Consider the following 12,417-nt stretch of genomic DNA (forward strand, 5'->3'; position numbering starts at 1 on the left):
CCGCTTTGCCAAAGCGCCAAATCAGGCCAAGTTCGAGGCCTCATGTCAGACATCGACCAGAACGCCCCCGCCGAACCCTCCGGGGAGCTCCCCCCGGCGCCGCGCACCGCCGAGGTCGCCGCATATCTGGCGGCGCGGATGTGTCACGACTTCATCAGCCCCGCGAGCGCCATCGTCTCGGGCCTCGACCTGCTGGATGATCCCAGCGCCCAGGACATGCGCGAAGACGCCATGAACCTGATCGCCGGCAGCGCGCGCAAACTGGCCGACCTGCTGTCCTTCACCCGGGTCGCCTTCGGCGCGTCGGCGACGGCCGAGATGTTCGACGCCCGCGAACTGGCCAAGCTGGCCCAGGGCGTCTTCGCCCATATGCGCGCCGAAATGGATTGGCAGGTGGAGCCTGCCTCCCTGAACAAACCGGCGGCGCGGGCCATTCTCAACCTGGCCCAGATGGCCGGCGCGGCCCTGCCCACCGGCGGTGTCGCCAAGATCCGCGCGGTGGTGGAGGGCGCCACCGTGGTGCTCGCGGTGGAGGCCATCGGTCCCCGCGCCCGCCTGCGCTCAGAGGTCCTGGCCGGCCTGCGCGGCGAGGCCATGGGGGAGGGACTGCACGGCCACTGGGTCCAGGCCTATTACGTCCACCTGTTCCTGACCGACGCGGGCGGCCGGATCTTCGCCGACGTCACTGAAGAGCAGGTCACCTTCGCGGCCAGCATTCCGGCCTGAGCGGCCGTCACATCGGCCTGCGACCTAGCCGCGCGAAATGTGAATTCCGGGCGGGTTAATACGGCTCCTTAACCAACCGCGCGCGAGAAGACGGTTGAAGGGTGGAGTATCCCGTTGAAGACCTGCCTCGTCGTTGACGACAGCCGGGTGATCCGCAAGGTCGCCCGACGGATTCTGGAGGACATCGGCTTCGAGATCGCCGAGGCGTCCGACGGGATGGAGGCGCTTGCCTGGTGCCGGGCGGCCATGCCTGATGCGGTGCTGCTGGACTGGAACATGCCGGTGATGACGGGGATCGAGTTCCTGCGCCACCTGCGGCAGGAGCCGGGCGGCGACAGGCCCACCGTGGTGTTCTGCACCGTCGAGAATGACATCGAACGCATCCGCGAGGCGCTCGACTGCGGCGCCAACGAGTACATCATGAAGCCCTTCGACGGCGACATCATCGCCTCGAAGTTCGCCGAGGCCGGACTGGCATGAGGTCCGAGGACATCGATCTGGTGGTCCAGCTCTGCGCGGCCCGTGCCGGGCTCTTCGTCGACCCGCACAAGACCTACCTGCTGGAGAGCCGCCTGGGCCCGGTGGCGCGGCGTGAGAACTTCGGCTCCATCGACGAGATGATCGCCACCCTGCGCACCAAGCGTGAGGACCGGCTCGCCTGGGCGATCGTCGAGTGCATGGCCTCCAGCGAGACCGCCTTCTTCCGCGACCGCGCGCCGTTCGCCCTGTTCCGGGACGAAATCCTGCCCACCCTCGCGCGGCTGCGCGACGGCGAGCCGATCCGCATCTGGAGCGCGGCCTGCGGTTCGGGCCAGGAAGTCTATTCCCTGGCCATGACCATCGAGGATCAGCGGGCGCTGATTCCGGGCGCCAAGCTGGAGCTGTTCGCCTCGGACCTCTCGGAGCGTGCGTTGGAAAAGGCCCAGAGCGGCCTCTACACCCAGTTCGAGATCCAGCGCGGCCTGCCGATCCGCCAGCTGGTGCGCCACTTCGAGAAGGCCGACGAGATGTGGGCGCTCGCCCCGCGGATCCGTCAGATGGTCCGCTGGCGGCGCATCAATCTGGTGGCCGACCTCTCGGCGGCCGGCCGCTTCGACGTGATCTTCTGCCGATATGTGCTGAACGGCATGGTGGAGCCGATGCGAGCCCGCCTGCTGGAGAACCTGGCCCGGGCTTTGAGCCCCGACGGCTTCCTGTTCCTGGGCCTGGGGGAGACCGCCACTGGCCTCTCGGAGGCCTTCCAGCCCGTCAGCGGGCGACCCGGGCTGTACGCCCGCAATCCTTCCTTTCGCGCCGCCGCCTGACAGGCGGAGCCACACCACCTAGACTGCCTCCATCACTCGGGGGATTTTTCGATGTCCAAGCGCCTGTTGTCCGCGACCGCCGCGATCCTGGCCGCCACCCTGGCCCTGGCCAGCTGCAACAAGCCCACCCAGGAGCCGTCCGCGCCGGTCTCTCCGGGACAGCCGACACCGCCTGTCGCGCCGCCGGGACCCGTGGCGACACCGGCTCCTGCCGCCCGTCTGACCGGCTTCTTCCATCAGCCAGGCCTCAACCTGTTCGGCTATTATTTCCCCAAGGCGCCCGTCCAGTTCGGAAACTTCAAGCTCCGCCAGCTGCATCTGGGCTCGCCCGAGGAGTTCGCCAGCTACGAAAAGGGCCAGAGGATCTCGCCCAACTACGCTCCGGTGATGCTGGAGTTCGACGACGTGACCAGCCCCCAGCGGGAGAATGAGCTGGGCCAGCCCTATCACGAGGTCAGCCGGCGGGTTCTGCCCACGGCCTACAGAATCACGTCCGAGCAGCTGAGCTTCCACGGCCGGGACGATGTGCTGGGAGAGGTCAGCTTCGACGGCCGGATCGACGCCAAGGCCCTGGAGCGGGTCCAGGCCGGCGGGGCTGAGGAGACCGTGCTGGACGGGGCGCTCGCGGCCATGGGCCAGAAGCTCAGCCGGGCGTTCGTCTGGTTCGGCGGCGACTGAACCCTTCGCCCACGAAAAATCCCGCCGCAGAGACTGCGGCGGGACGTTCGGCCCTGAGTGGGCTTGTAGGTCTTAGTTCTTCGCGTCTTCGGCGGTGTTGGTCACAGCCGAACCGGCGGCGGACACGTCCTGGCCAGCACCCGACAGGGTGTTGCAGGCGGAAATGGCGAAGGTGGCGGCCACGACGGCCAGTAGAGCGAGCTTACGCATGTGGGTGTCTCCCCGGGGATGTTGAACTTGCGGGAGACGAACGGTCAGGCTGCAGCCTGGTTCCCTGATTGGTCCTCAGGCTTCACTGTATTTTCGAGACCGGGGGTCGGGAAGACGAGTCGGACCGTCACGCCGCCGGTTTCATTGCGCACCAACTCGGTCCGACCGCGCAGCTGACGGGCGAAGGCGGTCATCAGGGTCCTGCCCACGCCGGACGCCGTAAGCACGTCATTGCTGGACTGCCCGTCGTCGCTGATATCCAGCTCCGCCTCGTCGCCGCGCACCTTGAAGGTGACCGTCAGCGTGCCGCCTCGGCCGGCGAAGGCGTGCTTCTGGGCGTTGGTGATCGCCTCGACGGCGAACAGGGCGAGCGGCGCCAGCCTGTCTGGGTCGATCACCAGGGCGTCCACATGCATCTCGGTCTTCACCAGGGCCCCATGCAGGGCCTCGGCGGAGATGAGCTGGGCGGTCAGCTCCTCCAGGAAGGGCCGCAGATCGACCTTCTTCAGGTCCGGGCCCTGGTACAGAGCGCGATAGATGAGGGCGAGCGCGGTGATCCTCTGACGGGTGTCGGACATGGCCGCCCGGGCGGCAGGGTCGGTAAGGGCGCGCTGCTGCATGTTGAGCAGCGAGGAGATGACCTGCAGGTTGTTCTTCACCCGGTGATGGATCTCGCGCATCAGCGCGTCCTTCTGGGCCAGGTTGTCGCGCAGGGTGGCGTCGCGCCCGACGATGGCGTCGGCCATCTGCTCCAGGGTTTCGGCCAGGTCGCGGATTTCCGGCGGCGCCTGTTCGGCCTGGACCGGACGCACCGTCAGGCGGCCCCGGGCATAGAGCGCCGCGATCCTCTGCAGATAAGCGATCCAGCGGATCACCACTCGCTCGGTCACCACCAGCACCGCCAGCAGGGCCAGAACGAAGGCCAGGATTGGGAAGAGCAGGCCGGTCAGGGGGTTGAGCCGCGCCCAGGAGAACAGGCCCTGGGATCTGGCCGAGAGGATCACATAGAGGTCGTCCCCCACCAGCGGCGCGGCGGAGTAGACCCGACGCTGGCCGCGGCGATCCTCGGCGTACCAGACCACCGAGCCCTTGGCGTCGGCGCGGGCGCGCCAGTCGCGCGGCAAGGCGGGAAACGCCTCGCGGTCGGTGAGGTTCATGTAGTCGCCCTGCCCATCGGCAAGGGCCACCTCGGCCTCGTCGGGCAGGGAACGGTCGGCCAGGCGCGGGGCCAGGCTCTGCAGGGAGATCACCGCCACCAGGGCGCCGTCAAAGCCGACCTTGGGATCGGTGGAGCGGACCGCCGCCAGCAGCACCGGTTCGCGGCCATAGACGGCGCCGGGATCGCGGGTGACCACCAGGTTGTCGCCCTCGGCGAGCTGCTGGAACCAGGGGCGCTCGGCGCGGGCTGGGTCACTGGGAACATCATGAGCGGCGCAGGCGACCCGGCCGCGCCGGTCGAAACGGATCAGGTTTGAATAGCCGGGGATACGCTGGGTCACCTCGGCCAGGCGCTGGGCGCATTGGAGGCCGACGGAAGCCGGCGCCAGGGTTTCCAGCAGGATGTCAGCGGCCTCTATCCGAGCCCGCGCCGTGGCGGCGCTGCGCTCGGCCGAGGCGGCGAGGTTCTGGCGGACGATCTCGCCCTCTCGACGGAAGGCCATGGAGGACTGGATCGCGCCGAGGATCAGCACCGGCAACAGGGCCGCGGCCAGCGCGGCGGTAAGGCGCACCCGGATCGTCGACAGAGAACCCCAGGGGGATGTGATCATGTCTTGCCCGTCGCCTAGCGGGCGCTAGAGAGGCGCTCCGCATCCGCCAGGATGGAGCGCATCGCGTCGCCGGCGGCTCCACCATCACGATCATAGGCCCCGTCGTCGAGGATCGCGTGCAGGGCGCGCCGCGCGCGGCTGACCCGGCTCTTCACGGTGCCGACCGCGCAGTTGCAGATTTCGGCGGCCTCCTCGTAGGCGAAGCCCCCAGCGCCCACCAGCACCAGGGCTTCGCGCTGCTCTGCCGGCAGCATGGCCAGCGACAGGCGCAATTCGTCCAGGGCGACGGGCGCCTCGGGGTCGTCCACCGCCACCAGGGTGCGCTCGGCGGCTTCCTGGTCGAGCTGGCTTTGCCGCCAGGACCGACGCTTCTCCGAATAGAACTGATTGCGCAGGATCATGAAGGTCCAGGCCTTCATGTTGGTGCCCATCTGGAAGCTGTTGCGCGCGTCCCAGGCCTTCATCATGGCGTCCTGCGCCAGATCGTCCGCGCCGGCCGGTTCTCCGGCCAGGGTCCGTGCGAAGGCGCGCAGGTGGGGGATCAGTTTGACGAGTTCGCGCTTGAACGCCTCGTCGTCCGCAGGCGAGCGGTTGGCGTTCTTGGAATCGTCCCCGGCCATTAGCCGTTCTCCGAAGAACGCTTGTCAGCCTTGCGGAGGATATCCAGGAATTCGTCGGGGACCGGCTCGTTGACGACCTCGTCAAACATCTGGCGCAGACGCGCGCCAATGGCCTGCTGCCGAAGTCGGGCTTCATCGAGAACCGCGGAGACTTTCCGCGGGTCCACATTGGATGCTGGTTCGATCATGTCCTCGACGCCCCGCTTGCGCGGCGCTTGCCCCCTCGATTGGTCCTCGTCGCCCGTCAACGTCCCGCTCCGGTTCCGGTTCCCATGATCGCGCTCTAGGATGGACAAAACGCACGCCTTAGGGAACCGGTTCCCCACAGCGACGTTTCCAGCGCTATGCTGAGCGCTATCGGGCGAGTTGTCCCGACGTGGTCGCGTGTTCCTAAAACGGGGAGGGTAAAACCTTGAGTCTGCTAGCCCGACTGGCGCCGCATCTTCCTTATGTGCGCCGCTACGCCCGCGCCCTCACCGGCGATCAAACCACCGGTGATCACTATGTCCGTGTCGCGCTGGAGGCCCTGGCGGCTGGCGAGAGGGTCCTTGAGGCCAATCTCACGCCGCGGGTGGCGCTCTATCACGTCTTCCACGCCATCTGGCTGAGCACGGGCGCCAAGCTTGAGCCCCGCGATGGCGGTGTCACGAGCGACGACGCCAGTGGCCGGCTGATGCGGATCGCGCCCCGGTCGCGCCAGGCCTTCCTGCTGACCGCTCTTGAGGGCTTTACGCCGTCGGAGGCCGCCCAGATCCTGGGCGCCGACTTCGCCGAGGTGGAGGGACTGATCGGCGAGGCGCAAGCTGAGATCGACGCCGAATTGGCCACCGACGTCCTGATCATCGAGGACGAACCGGTGATCGCCGCGGACATTGAGGCCCTGGTCACCGAACTGGGCCACACCGTGGTGGATATCGCCGCAACCCGAACCGAGGCGGTCGACGCGGTCAATCGCAAGGTCCCGGGCTTGGTGCTGGCCGACATTCAGCTGGCCGACGGCTCCTCCGGGATCGACGCCGTGAAGGACATCCTGGCCCGCTACGATGTACCGGTGATCTTCATCACCGCCTTCCCCGAACGCCTGCTGACCGGCGAGCGCCCCGAGCCCACCTTCCTGATCACCAAACCCTTCCAGCCCGAAACGGTGAAGGCGGCGATCGGCCAGGCCTTGTTCTTCCATCCCCGGAACGCCAAGCAAGCCGCCTGATCTTCGAGCCATGGCTTGAACGGAACGCCGGCCTCGCGCCGGCGTTTTCGTTTTCAGGCCGCCGCGTCGGGCGGGGCCATGGTTCCGGAGTCGATTCCATGCTGGGCTGGTCCTTGATCTTCGCCGTCCTCGCCATCGTGGCGGGCCTCCTGGGCTTCATAGGCCTTGCGGGCCTCGCCGCCACCGTGGCCAAGGTGCTGTTCGTGATCTTCCTGGTGCTGCTGGTGGGCAGCTTTGTCATCCGCGCGGTGCGGGGGCAGTCGGTCCTCTGATCCCCAGACATCGAGATATGAAAACGGCCGCCCACTGGGCGGCCGTTTTGCATTGTAGGCGCGAGAGCCTTATCGCGGGGCGTCGGGCGACGTCTGCTGGGTGTTCTCCGCCGGAGCTCCGGCGTCAAAGATCTGAGCATCGGCCGGCTGGCGCGCATTGTTGACCTCGGTGGAGGCGAGGTTGTCGGCCTGCCAGGTCCAGGCGCCGAACAGAGCCATGGCGGCAAGGGCGGTGGAGACCAGCAGCACCCAGAAGACATGACGACCGAAACGGCCCTGGCGGGCGCGAGTGGCGTTGAGGACGGTGTGGTCGGAATTGCGGGAGAGGAAGGCCATGGGGGTGGCTCCTTGTTACCTAGTTCGGGAAATAGCTGAATGGACCGGGGGGAACCGGGCCGGCGGCGTCGCGTGCGCTGAGCTGGCCGATCAGGCCGCCGGCGAAGGCGACCCCCAAAACCACCGCGATGGCGGCGGCGCGGCGGCGCGTCTGGCGCTGGCGCGGGCTCGGCGCGGTGAAATTGACCACTCCGCTGGTGGGCGCATCAAAGGCGCGGATCATGGGGGACCCCCGAGTTCGACGCGAGCCGGACGCCCGCATCTGGCTAACGCCACAGCCGTGCTGCTGTTCCCGCTCATCGACGGTTCAGGTGCGTTGCGGCAAGATGGGTCGCAATGAGGTCCCGGCCTCCCCATCTATTGAGCACCATGATCAAGCCCAGGTACGTTCTCGCCGCCGGTCTCGCCGCCGGTCTCATGTTCGCCTTCGCCAACCTCGCCTCTGCGCAGGGCGCGGCCCTGGAAGGTCGCGAAGTTCGCGCCTCCGATGGCGCGGTGGTGGGGACGATCGCCAAGGTGATCGCCGGCGCTGACGGACGCCCGTTGCAGGTCCTGGTTCAGCCGAAGGGCGCACGCCCGACCGGCCCGCGCAGCCTGCCCTACAAGGCCCTGAGCGCGGACGGCGACCGCTTTGTCATCCCGCTCAGCAAGGCGGAGTTCGACTCCATGCCGGCGGTGGATCTGGCGGCGAAATAAATTCTGAAAAACGCTCGCAGAACGGGAACAAAGGATTTTGCGGTGTGTTTGATATTTGCGAAGGCGGCGACGCCCCCCCCCGACTTGAGGCCGGCGCACACGCCGGTCTGCCGCCTTCGCACCCCATTCTCGACGTGCACACCTTCAAGGCGGCTCCCCCAGAGCCGCCTTTTCTTTGCGCCCTGCCGGCCTACTTGCGCGGGGTCGAAAGCTTGAGAGTGACGTCGGCGCGACGGCGCAGGGGCCGATTGTCGCCGCCGGTGGTGGTGGAGCCGGCCTGGCCCGCGGCGCTCAGATCGAACTCGGCGGCGGGCAGGCCGCTGGCGGCCAGCGCCTGGGTGACGGAAGACGCCCTTTGCCTGGACAGTTCCAGGTTGGCGGCGGGAATGCCGGCGGCGTCGGCCAGGCCCATCACCAGAACCTTGTCCACCTGACAGCCCTTGGCCTGATCGGCGGCGGCGCGCAGGACGGCGCGGCCTTCCTTGGTGACCTCGGCGGAGTCAGGCTCGAAGTAGATCTCCGCCGTCACGTCGGCGCAACTCGCCTCGCGCGTGACGATGCGGTCGCGGGCGCTGGTCATTGTCGTGCAGCCGGCCCCCAGGACCGCCACCACCAGAACCGCCGCACCAAGTCCACGAACCATCGTCATCAGCCACACCCTCTAGGAACAAGCCGCCACCTTAGCCCAGCGCCGCGGCATAGCCATCCACAGCTGCAACGCCTGGCGACGCTTCGCGTTCGCCGCCGCCATAAGGGGAACCCCCAACAGCCTCCACCGTTTCGTGAGTCCAACAAGCGACCGGAGACCACGACCATGCTGTGGAATCGCCGCAACACTTCGCCCGACGCCCTGGCGCACGAAGAGCAGGAGGTTCGCGACGCCTATGAGCGCGGCCGCCGTGACGAGCGCAAGGCGCGCAAGCGTCACCCGATCATGATGACCCTGACCTTCGCCGCCGCCCTGGTGGGCGGCGTGGTGCTGGCCCTGGCCGTCAAGGAAGGGTCCTTCGCCCGCAGCGGCGGGATCGTCGATCATGGCTTGGCCCTGGCCACCAATCGTGCTCAGCCCGTGGTCATGGACGCCGCTCGTGACCTGAAGGCCAAGACCTTCCGCCAGACGGAAAGCTGAGCTCCGCATGGGGGCCAAGATCCGCAGCATCGAACTGATCGCCAACACCGCCTCGGGCAGTGTCGGAGCCGCAGCGCCTGACGAGGCGCGCGCCTTGCTGGCCGAGTTCGGCGGCAAGGCCAATGTGTGCGTGCCCGAGGGCGGCGACCTGGCGGGCTGCCTGCAGGCCGCCATCGACCGCGCCCCCGACCTGCTGGTGATCCTGGCCGGGGACGGCACCGCGCGCGCCGCGGCCGAGCTTTGCGGCATGGACGGACCGATGATCGCGCCCTTGCCAGGTGGGACCATGAATATGCTGCCCAAGGCGGTCTATGGGACCACCGACTGGAAGGCCGCCCTGCGCGACACTCTTGAACACGGCGAGGAACGCACGATCGGCGGTGGCGTGGTGGACGGCCGCCTGTTCCTGGTGGCGGCCATCCTTGGCTCCGGAGCCTTGCTGGCGCCCGCCCGCGAGGCGGTGCGCGAGGGTCGCCCGGTGATCGCCTTCCACCGCGCCCGGCGGGCGTGGCGCCGGGCCTTTTCCGGCCGCCTGCGCTACAGCCTCGACGGCGCGACGCGCGGCAAGGCCGAGGCCATGACCTTCATGTGCCCCATCGCCTCGCGCGCTCTGAATGATGACGACCAGTTCCTGGAGGCCGCTGCGCTCGATCCCACCGGCGTGGCCGAGGCGCTGCGTATCGGGCTGCACAGCGTGATGGGCGACTGGCGCGACGATCCCGCGGTCGAGGCCGTGGCCTGCCGGCAGGCCCGGGTCTGGGCTTCGAGCGGCATACCGGCCGTGCTGGACGGGGAGCCCGCGCGTCTGAAGGCCAGCGTCCAGGTGAGCTGGAAAAGCGCGGTCACGCGGGTACTGGCTCCGCCCAAGCAAGACCACGCCGAGGCCGGCGGAGATGCGCCCAAAGAGACGGTCAAGGCGGCGAACTGATGCGCATCGCCCACCTGTCCGACATCCACTTCGGCGGCGAGAACGTCGAGGCGGTGGCCGCAGCGACCGAGTGTCTTGCCGCCGATCCGCTCGATCTGGTGGTGGTCTCCGGCGACCTGACCCGCTTCGGCGAGAAGGGCGAGTTCGCGTCCGCCGCCGCATGGCTCAAGCAGCTTCCCGAACCCAGGCTGGTGACGCCGGGCAATCACGACGCTCCGTACCTCGCCTGGTATGATCGTCTGTTCTCCCCCTTCGCCCGCTATGAGCGCGCCATCGGCCCCGCCCGTTTCCAGACTCATCTGGCGCCGGGCCTGGCGGTGTACGGCGTCAACACAGCGCGCGGGGTCCAGCCCCGCGCCAACTGGTCGAAGGGGCAGATTTCCGACAACCAGGTGCAGGAGGCCCTAGCCTGGTTCGCCGCGGCGCCGGCCGACACCTTGAAGATCGTCGTCTGCCACCATCCGCTCACCGAGATGATCGGCGGGCCCATGACCGGCAAGGTCTGGAACGGGGAGGCCGCCGCCAAGGCCTTCGCCGAAGCCGGGGTCGACCTGGTGCTGAGCGGGCACATCCACGCCCCCTTTACCTGGCCCTACGGCTATGGCGACGGCAAGACCTACGCGGCGGGTTGCGGAACCCTTTCGATCCGCGAGCGCGGCGTTCCGCCGGGTTTCAACATCGTGGAGACCGAGGGCGCCGAGATCCGGGTCACGGCCAAGGCCTGGACCGGGAGCAAGTACGAGTCGGAGCGCACCTGGTCGCTGACGCGGCGCTGACCTGCACAAAGAAGAGCGCGTCCCCAACCAGGTCGGAGGCGCGCTCTTTGACGTTCGTCTGAGGCGTGTCTAGACGCTTCGCCCGCGGACGAGGTGCATGACGAGGCTGACCACGAACAGCACCAGGAAGACGAAGAACAGAATCTTGGCGACACCCATCGCGGCGCCCGCGATCGAGGTGAAGCCAAGGAGGCCGGCGATCAAGGCGACCACCAGGAAGGTCAGGGCCCAGCTCAGCATGGGGGAAGCTCCGGTTGGTTGGCGTACCTAGCTTGAACGTGCATCAAGCTCAGCCGTTCCCGCGGCGGGCTTCACCGGCGCCGGATGGGTCCAGGCTTGGCCTTCCCCACGCGACGCCGCGTACTGGCCCTCGGCGAAGCTCCAGTTCGGCAGGGCGTCGAACCAGGCGTTCAGGAAGCCCTCACGGTCGTTCTTGTGGTCCAGATAGTAGGCGTGCTCCCACACGTCACAGACCAGCAGGGGGGTAAGGCCGCGATGGATCAGCAGGTCCTCGGCGTCATGGGTGGAGAGCACCTTGAGGGCCTCGCCCTCGGCGGCCAGCCAGACCCAGCCCGAGCCGAAGTGGGCGGCGCCCTTCTCCACGAAGGCGGCCTTCAGAGCCTCGAGTCCGCCGAAGTCACGGGCGATCGCCTGGATCAGAACACCCTCGGGCGCCTGGCGCCCTGCGCTCATCGCGGTCCAGAAGAAGGTGTGGTTCCAGGCCTGGGCGGCGTTGTTGAAGAGCTTTCTGGCCGCGTCATCGCCGGCGGCCTCCCGGACCACGTCCTCGAGGCTGTCCGGCGTGCGGCCGGCCTTGGCCAGCAGGGCGTTCAGCGTCTCGATGTATTTCTTGTGATGCTTGCCGTGATGCACGTCCATTGTGGCGCGCGAGATCACCGGCTCGAGGGCGGCGTGGTCGTAGGGCAGGGGGGGCAGTTCAAACATGGCGGGGTTCCGGTTGGGGGGCGTGAAACGCCCGTCCCTTCCGAAACCCCTGAACCTGCGTGAGGTTCGCTACTTTTTCTTCGCCTTGTCGGCGGAGCGTGTGGCCATGGCGGTGGCGAGCACCGTGGCCACGATCTTCGGATTCCTCAGCGCCACCAGGCTGGCGCCGATGATGGCGCTGGCCGCGACGATGGGCTTTTCCTTGGCGAGATCGATCAGCCGGGTGAGGGTGTCTCGCTCCTCGGCCTGTTTTCCAAGCCTCGGCGGGTTCACCTTGATCAGCAGCGCCATCGCGCACAGCGCCATCAACACTGCGGCCGCACCGGCGACCGAGGCTGCGGCCCAGGCCGGCCCCACCTGCGGCAGGACGGCCGCATAGAGCGTGAAGGCCAGCGCCACGACGACAACGACCGCCGCCGCGCCAAGCGCGGAGACGGCCGAGACGTAGAGAACGGCTTTCTTGAAGATCAACGGTTGCGGCCGCTGGCGAGCAGCAGACCCACCAGGAGACCAACGCCCAGCGCGGTGCCGGCGGCCATCAGGGGCTTCTCGCGAACGCGCTCGACGACGTAGCGCTGGGCCTCGTCGAGATGTTCGCCGGCGTTGTCGGCATAGGTGCGGCTTTGGGCGCGAACCTGCTCCATGCCCTCGGCGACCACCTTCTCAAAGCGCTTCGCGGCTTCGGCGAAGCTGCGTTCGGCCTGGCTGGCCAGTTGGGTCGCGGCCTCGGCCACGGAATTGGCGGCGGCCTTGGCTTCCTCGGCAGTCCGTTCGACGGCGTTCGCGGGCATTGAAGAATCTCCAGAAAATTAGGGGCAGCC

General features: G+C 68.0%; 21 protein-coding genes. 10 read left to right on the forward strand and 11 right to left on the reverse strand.

From position 1 onward, the window contains the following. Positions 1-42 precede the first annotated feature (42 nt). The 4 genes from chpT (at position 43) to OCL97_RS11705 (ending at position 2,708) form a co-directional block, all read left to right on the forward strand. Positions 43-726 (forward strand): histidine phosphotransferase ChpT, encoded by a 684-nt coding sequence (chpT, locus tag OCL97_RS11690; protein WP_304775985.1) that lies wholly within the window; start codon positions 43-45, stop codon positions 724-726. A gap of 114 nt (positions 727-840) precedes the next feature. After that, the gene (locus tag OCL97_RS11695) at positions 841-1,206 is read left to right on the forward strand and encodes a response regulator (RefSeq protein ID WP_304775983.1); all 366 of its coding nucleotides are present in this window, start codon (positions 841-843) and stop codon (positions 1,204-1,206) included. Next, positions 1,203-2,030 carry a CheR family methyltransferase gene (locus OCL97_RS11700; protein WP_377370212.1) on the forward strand — a complete coding sequence of 276 codons (828 nt, stop codon included), beginning with the start codon at positions 1,203-1,205 and terminating at the stop codon, positions 2,028-2,030. Before OCL97_RS11695 ends, OCL97_RS11700 begins: the two co-directional genes overlap by 4 nt. A gap of 51 nt (positions 2,031-2,081) precedes the next feature. Further along, positions 2,082-2,708, forward strand: coding sequence for a hypothetical protein (locus OCL97_RS11705; RefSeq protein ID WP_377370213.1), 627 nt, complete (start codon positions 2,082-2,084; stop codon positions 2,706-2,708). 72 nt (positions 2,709-2,780) lie between these two features. Here OCL97_RS11705 and OCL97_RS11710 read toward each other — a convergent pair whose 3' ends face one another. Genes OCL97_RS11710 through nepR form a run of 4 tightly spaced genes read right to left on the reverse strand, consistent with a single transcriptional unit; the run spans position 2,781 to position 5,555 of the window. Then, a complete protein-coding gene (locus OCL97_RS11710; RefSeq protein ID WP_304775974.1) occupies positions 2,781-2,918 on the reverse strand; it encodes an entericidin A/B family lipoprotein in 138 nt (45 codons plus the stop codon). 44 nt (positions 2,919-2,962) lie between these two features. Beyond that, entirely contained in the window at positions 2,963-4,687 is a 1,725-nt protein-coding gene (gene phyK / locus OCL97_RS11715; RefSeq protein WP_377370214.1) for a sensor histidine kinase PhyK, read from the reverse strand. A 14-nt stretch (positions 4,688-4,701) separates the two neighbouring features. Then, a complete protein-coding gene (locus OCL97_RS11720) occupies positions 4,702-5,307 on the reverse strand; it encodes a sigma-70 family RNA polymerase sigma factor (protein WP_310541258.1) in 606 nt (201 codons plus the stop codon). Then, complete coding sequence (nepR, locus tag OCL97_RS11725; RefSeq protein ID WP_377370215.1) at positions 5,307-5,555, reverse strand: anti-sigma T factor NepR; 249 nt, start codon at positions 5,553-5,555, stop codon at positions 5,307-5,309. The genes OCL97_RS11720 and nepR overlap by 1 nt, the downstream gene beginning before the upstream one ends. A 164-nt stretch (positions 5,556-5,719) precedes the next feature. Here nepR and phyR point away from each other — a divergent pair, with 164 nt between their 5' ends. Together phyR and OCL97_RS11735 are read left to right on the forward strand one after the other, a co-directional pair. Then, positions 5,720-6,514 carry an anti-anti sigma factor/receiver protein PhyR gene (phyR, locus tag OCL97_RS11730; protein ID WP_304775966.1) on the forward strand — a complete coding sequence of 265 codons (795 nt, stop codon included), beginning with the start codon at positions 5,720-5,722 and terminating at the stop codon, positions 6,512-6,514. A gap of 98 nt (positions 6,515-6,612) precedes the next feature. Further along, on the forward strand, positions 6,613-6,786 hold the full coding sequence (locus OCL97_RS11735) for a DUF1328 domain-containing protein (protein ID WP_377370216.1): 174 nt from the start codon (positions 6,613-6,615) through the stop codon (positions 6,784-6,786). Between the two features lie 69 nt (positions 6,787-6,855). Here OCL97_RS11735 and OCL97_RS11740 read toward each other — a convergent pair whose 3' ends face one another. Further along, the gene (locus OCL97_RS11740) at positions 6,856-7,122 is read right to left on the reverse strand and encodes a hypothetical protein (RefSeq protein ID WP_377370217.1); all 267 of its coding nucleotides are present in this window, start codon (positions 7,120-7,122) and stop codon (positions 6,856-6,858) included. Between the two features lie 19 nt (positions 7,123-7,141). Next, on the reverse strand, positions 7,142-7,345 hold the full coding sequence (locus OCL97_RS11745) for a hypothetical protein (RefSeq protein ID WP_377370218.1): 204 nt from the start codon (positions 7,343-7,345) through the stop codon (positions 7,142-7,144). A gap of 146 nt (positions 7,346-7,491) precedes the next feature. Here OCL97_RS11745 and OCL97_RS11750 point away from each other — a divergent pair, with 146 nt between their 5' ends. After that, positions 7,492-7,818 (forward strand): PRC-barrel domain-containing protein, encoded by a 327-nt coding sequence (locus tag OCL97_RS11750; RefSeq protein WP_377370219.1) that lies wholly within the window; start codon positions 7,492-7,494, stop codon positions 7,816-7,818. Between the two features lie 190 nt (positions 7,819-8,008). On the opposite strand, the gene OCL97_RS11755 is transcribed toward OCL97_RS11750, so the two are convergent. Beyond that, positions 8,009-8,467 (reverse strand): OmpA family protein, encoded by a 459-nt coding sequence (locus OCL97_RS11755; protein ID WP_377370220.1) that lies wholly within the window; start codon positions 8,465-8,467, stop codon positions 8,009-8,011. A 165-nt stretch (positions 8,468-8,632) separates the two neighbouring features. Between OCL97_RS11755 and OCL97_RS11760 the strand changes: the two genes are divergently transcribed. Genes OCL97_RS11760 through OCL97_RS11770 form a run of 3 tightly spaced genes read left to right on the forward strand, consistent with a single transcriptional unit; the run spans position 8,633 to position 10,651 of the window. Then, positions 8,633-8,947: a hypothetical protein gene (locus tag OCL97_RS11760; protein ID WP_377370221.1), complete on the forward strand. Its 315-nt coding sequence runs from the start codon at positions 8,633-8,635 to the stop codon at positions 8,945-8,947. A gap of 7 nt (positions 8,948-8,954) precedes the next feature. Next, positions 8,955-9,875 (forward strand): diacylglycerol/lipid kinase family protein, encoded by a 921-nt coding sequence (locus OCL97_RS11765; protein WP_377370222.1) that lies wholly within the window; start codon positions 8,955-8,957, stop codon positions 9,873-9,875. Further along, positions 9,875-10,651, forward strand: a complete 777-nt coding sequence (locus OCL97_RS11770; RefSeq protein WP_377370223.1) for a metallophosphoesterase family protein — start codon at positions 9,875-9,877, stop codon at positions 10,649-10,651. The genes OCL97_RS11765 and OCL97_RS11770 overlap by 1 nt, the downstream gene beginning before the upstream one ends. Before the next feature lie 69 nt (positions 10,652-10,720). Here the strand turns inward: OCL97_RS11770 and OCL97_RS11775 are convergent, their stop codons facing one another. The 4 genes from OCL97_RS11775 to OCL97_RS11790 form a co-directional block, all read right to left on the reverse strand. Then, a complete protein-coding gene (locus OCL97_RS11775; RefSeq protein ID WP_215338125.1) occupies positions 10,721-10,891 on the reverse strand; it encodes a DUF1328 domain-containing protein in 171 nt (56 codons plus the stop codon). Positions 10,892-10,918: 27 nt separating this feature from the next. Then, the gene (locus OCL97_RS11780; protein WP_377370224.1) at positions 10,919-11,596 is read right to left on the reverse strand and encodes a superoxide dismutase; all 678 of its coding nucleotides are present in this window, start codon (positions 11,594-11,596) and stop codon (positions 10,919-10,921) included. A gap of 69 nt (positions 11,597-11,665) precedes the next feature. After that, on the reverse strand, positions 11,666-12,067 hold the full coding sequence (locus OCL97_RS11785) for a hypothetical protein (protein ID WP_304775943.1): 402 nt from the start codon (positions 12,065-12,067) through the stop codon (positions 11,666-11,668). After that, positions 12,064-12,387, reverse strand: coding sequence for a glycine zipper domain-containing protein (locus tag OCL97_RS11790; protein ID WP_215338128.1), 324 nt, complete (start codon positions 12,385-12,387; stop codon positions 12,064-12,066). The genes OCL97_RS11785 and OCL97_RS11790 overlap by 4 nt, the downstream gene beginning before the upstream one ends. Positions 12,388-12,417: the final 30 nt, after the last annotated feature.

It is taken from the genome of Phenylobacterium ferrooxidans, assembly GCF_042714595.1.
GTDB lineage: Bacteria > Pseudomonadota > Alphaproteobacteria > Caulobacterales > Caulobacteraceae > Phenylobacterium > Phenylobacterium ferrooxidans.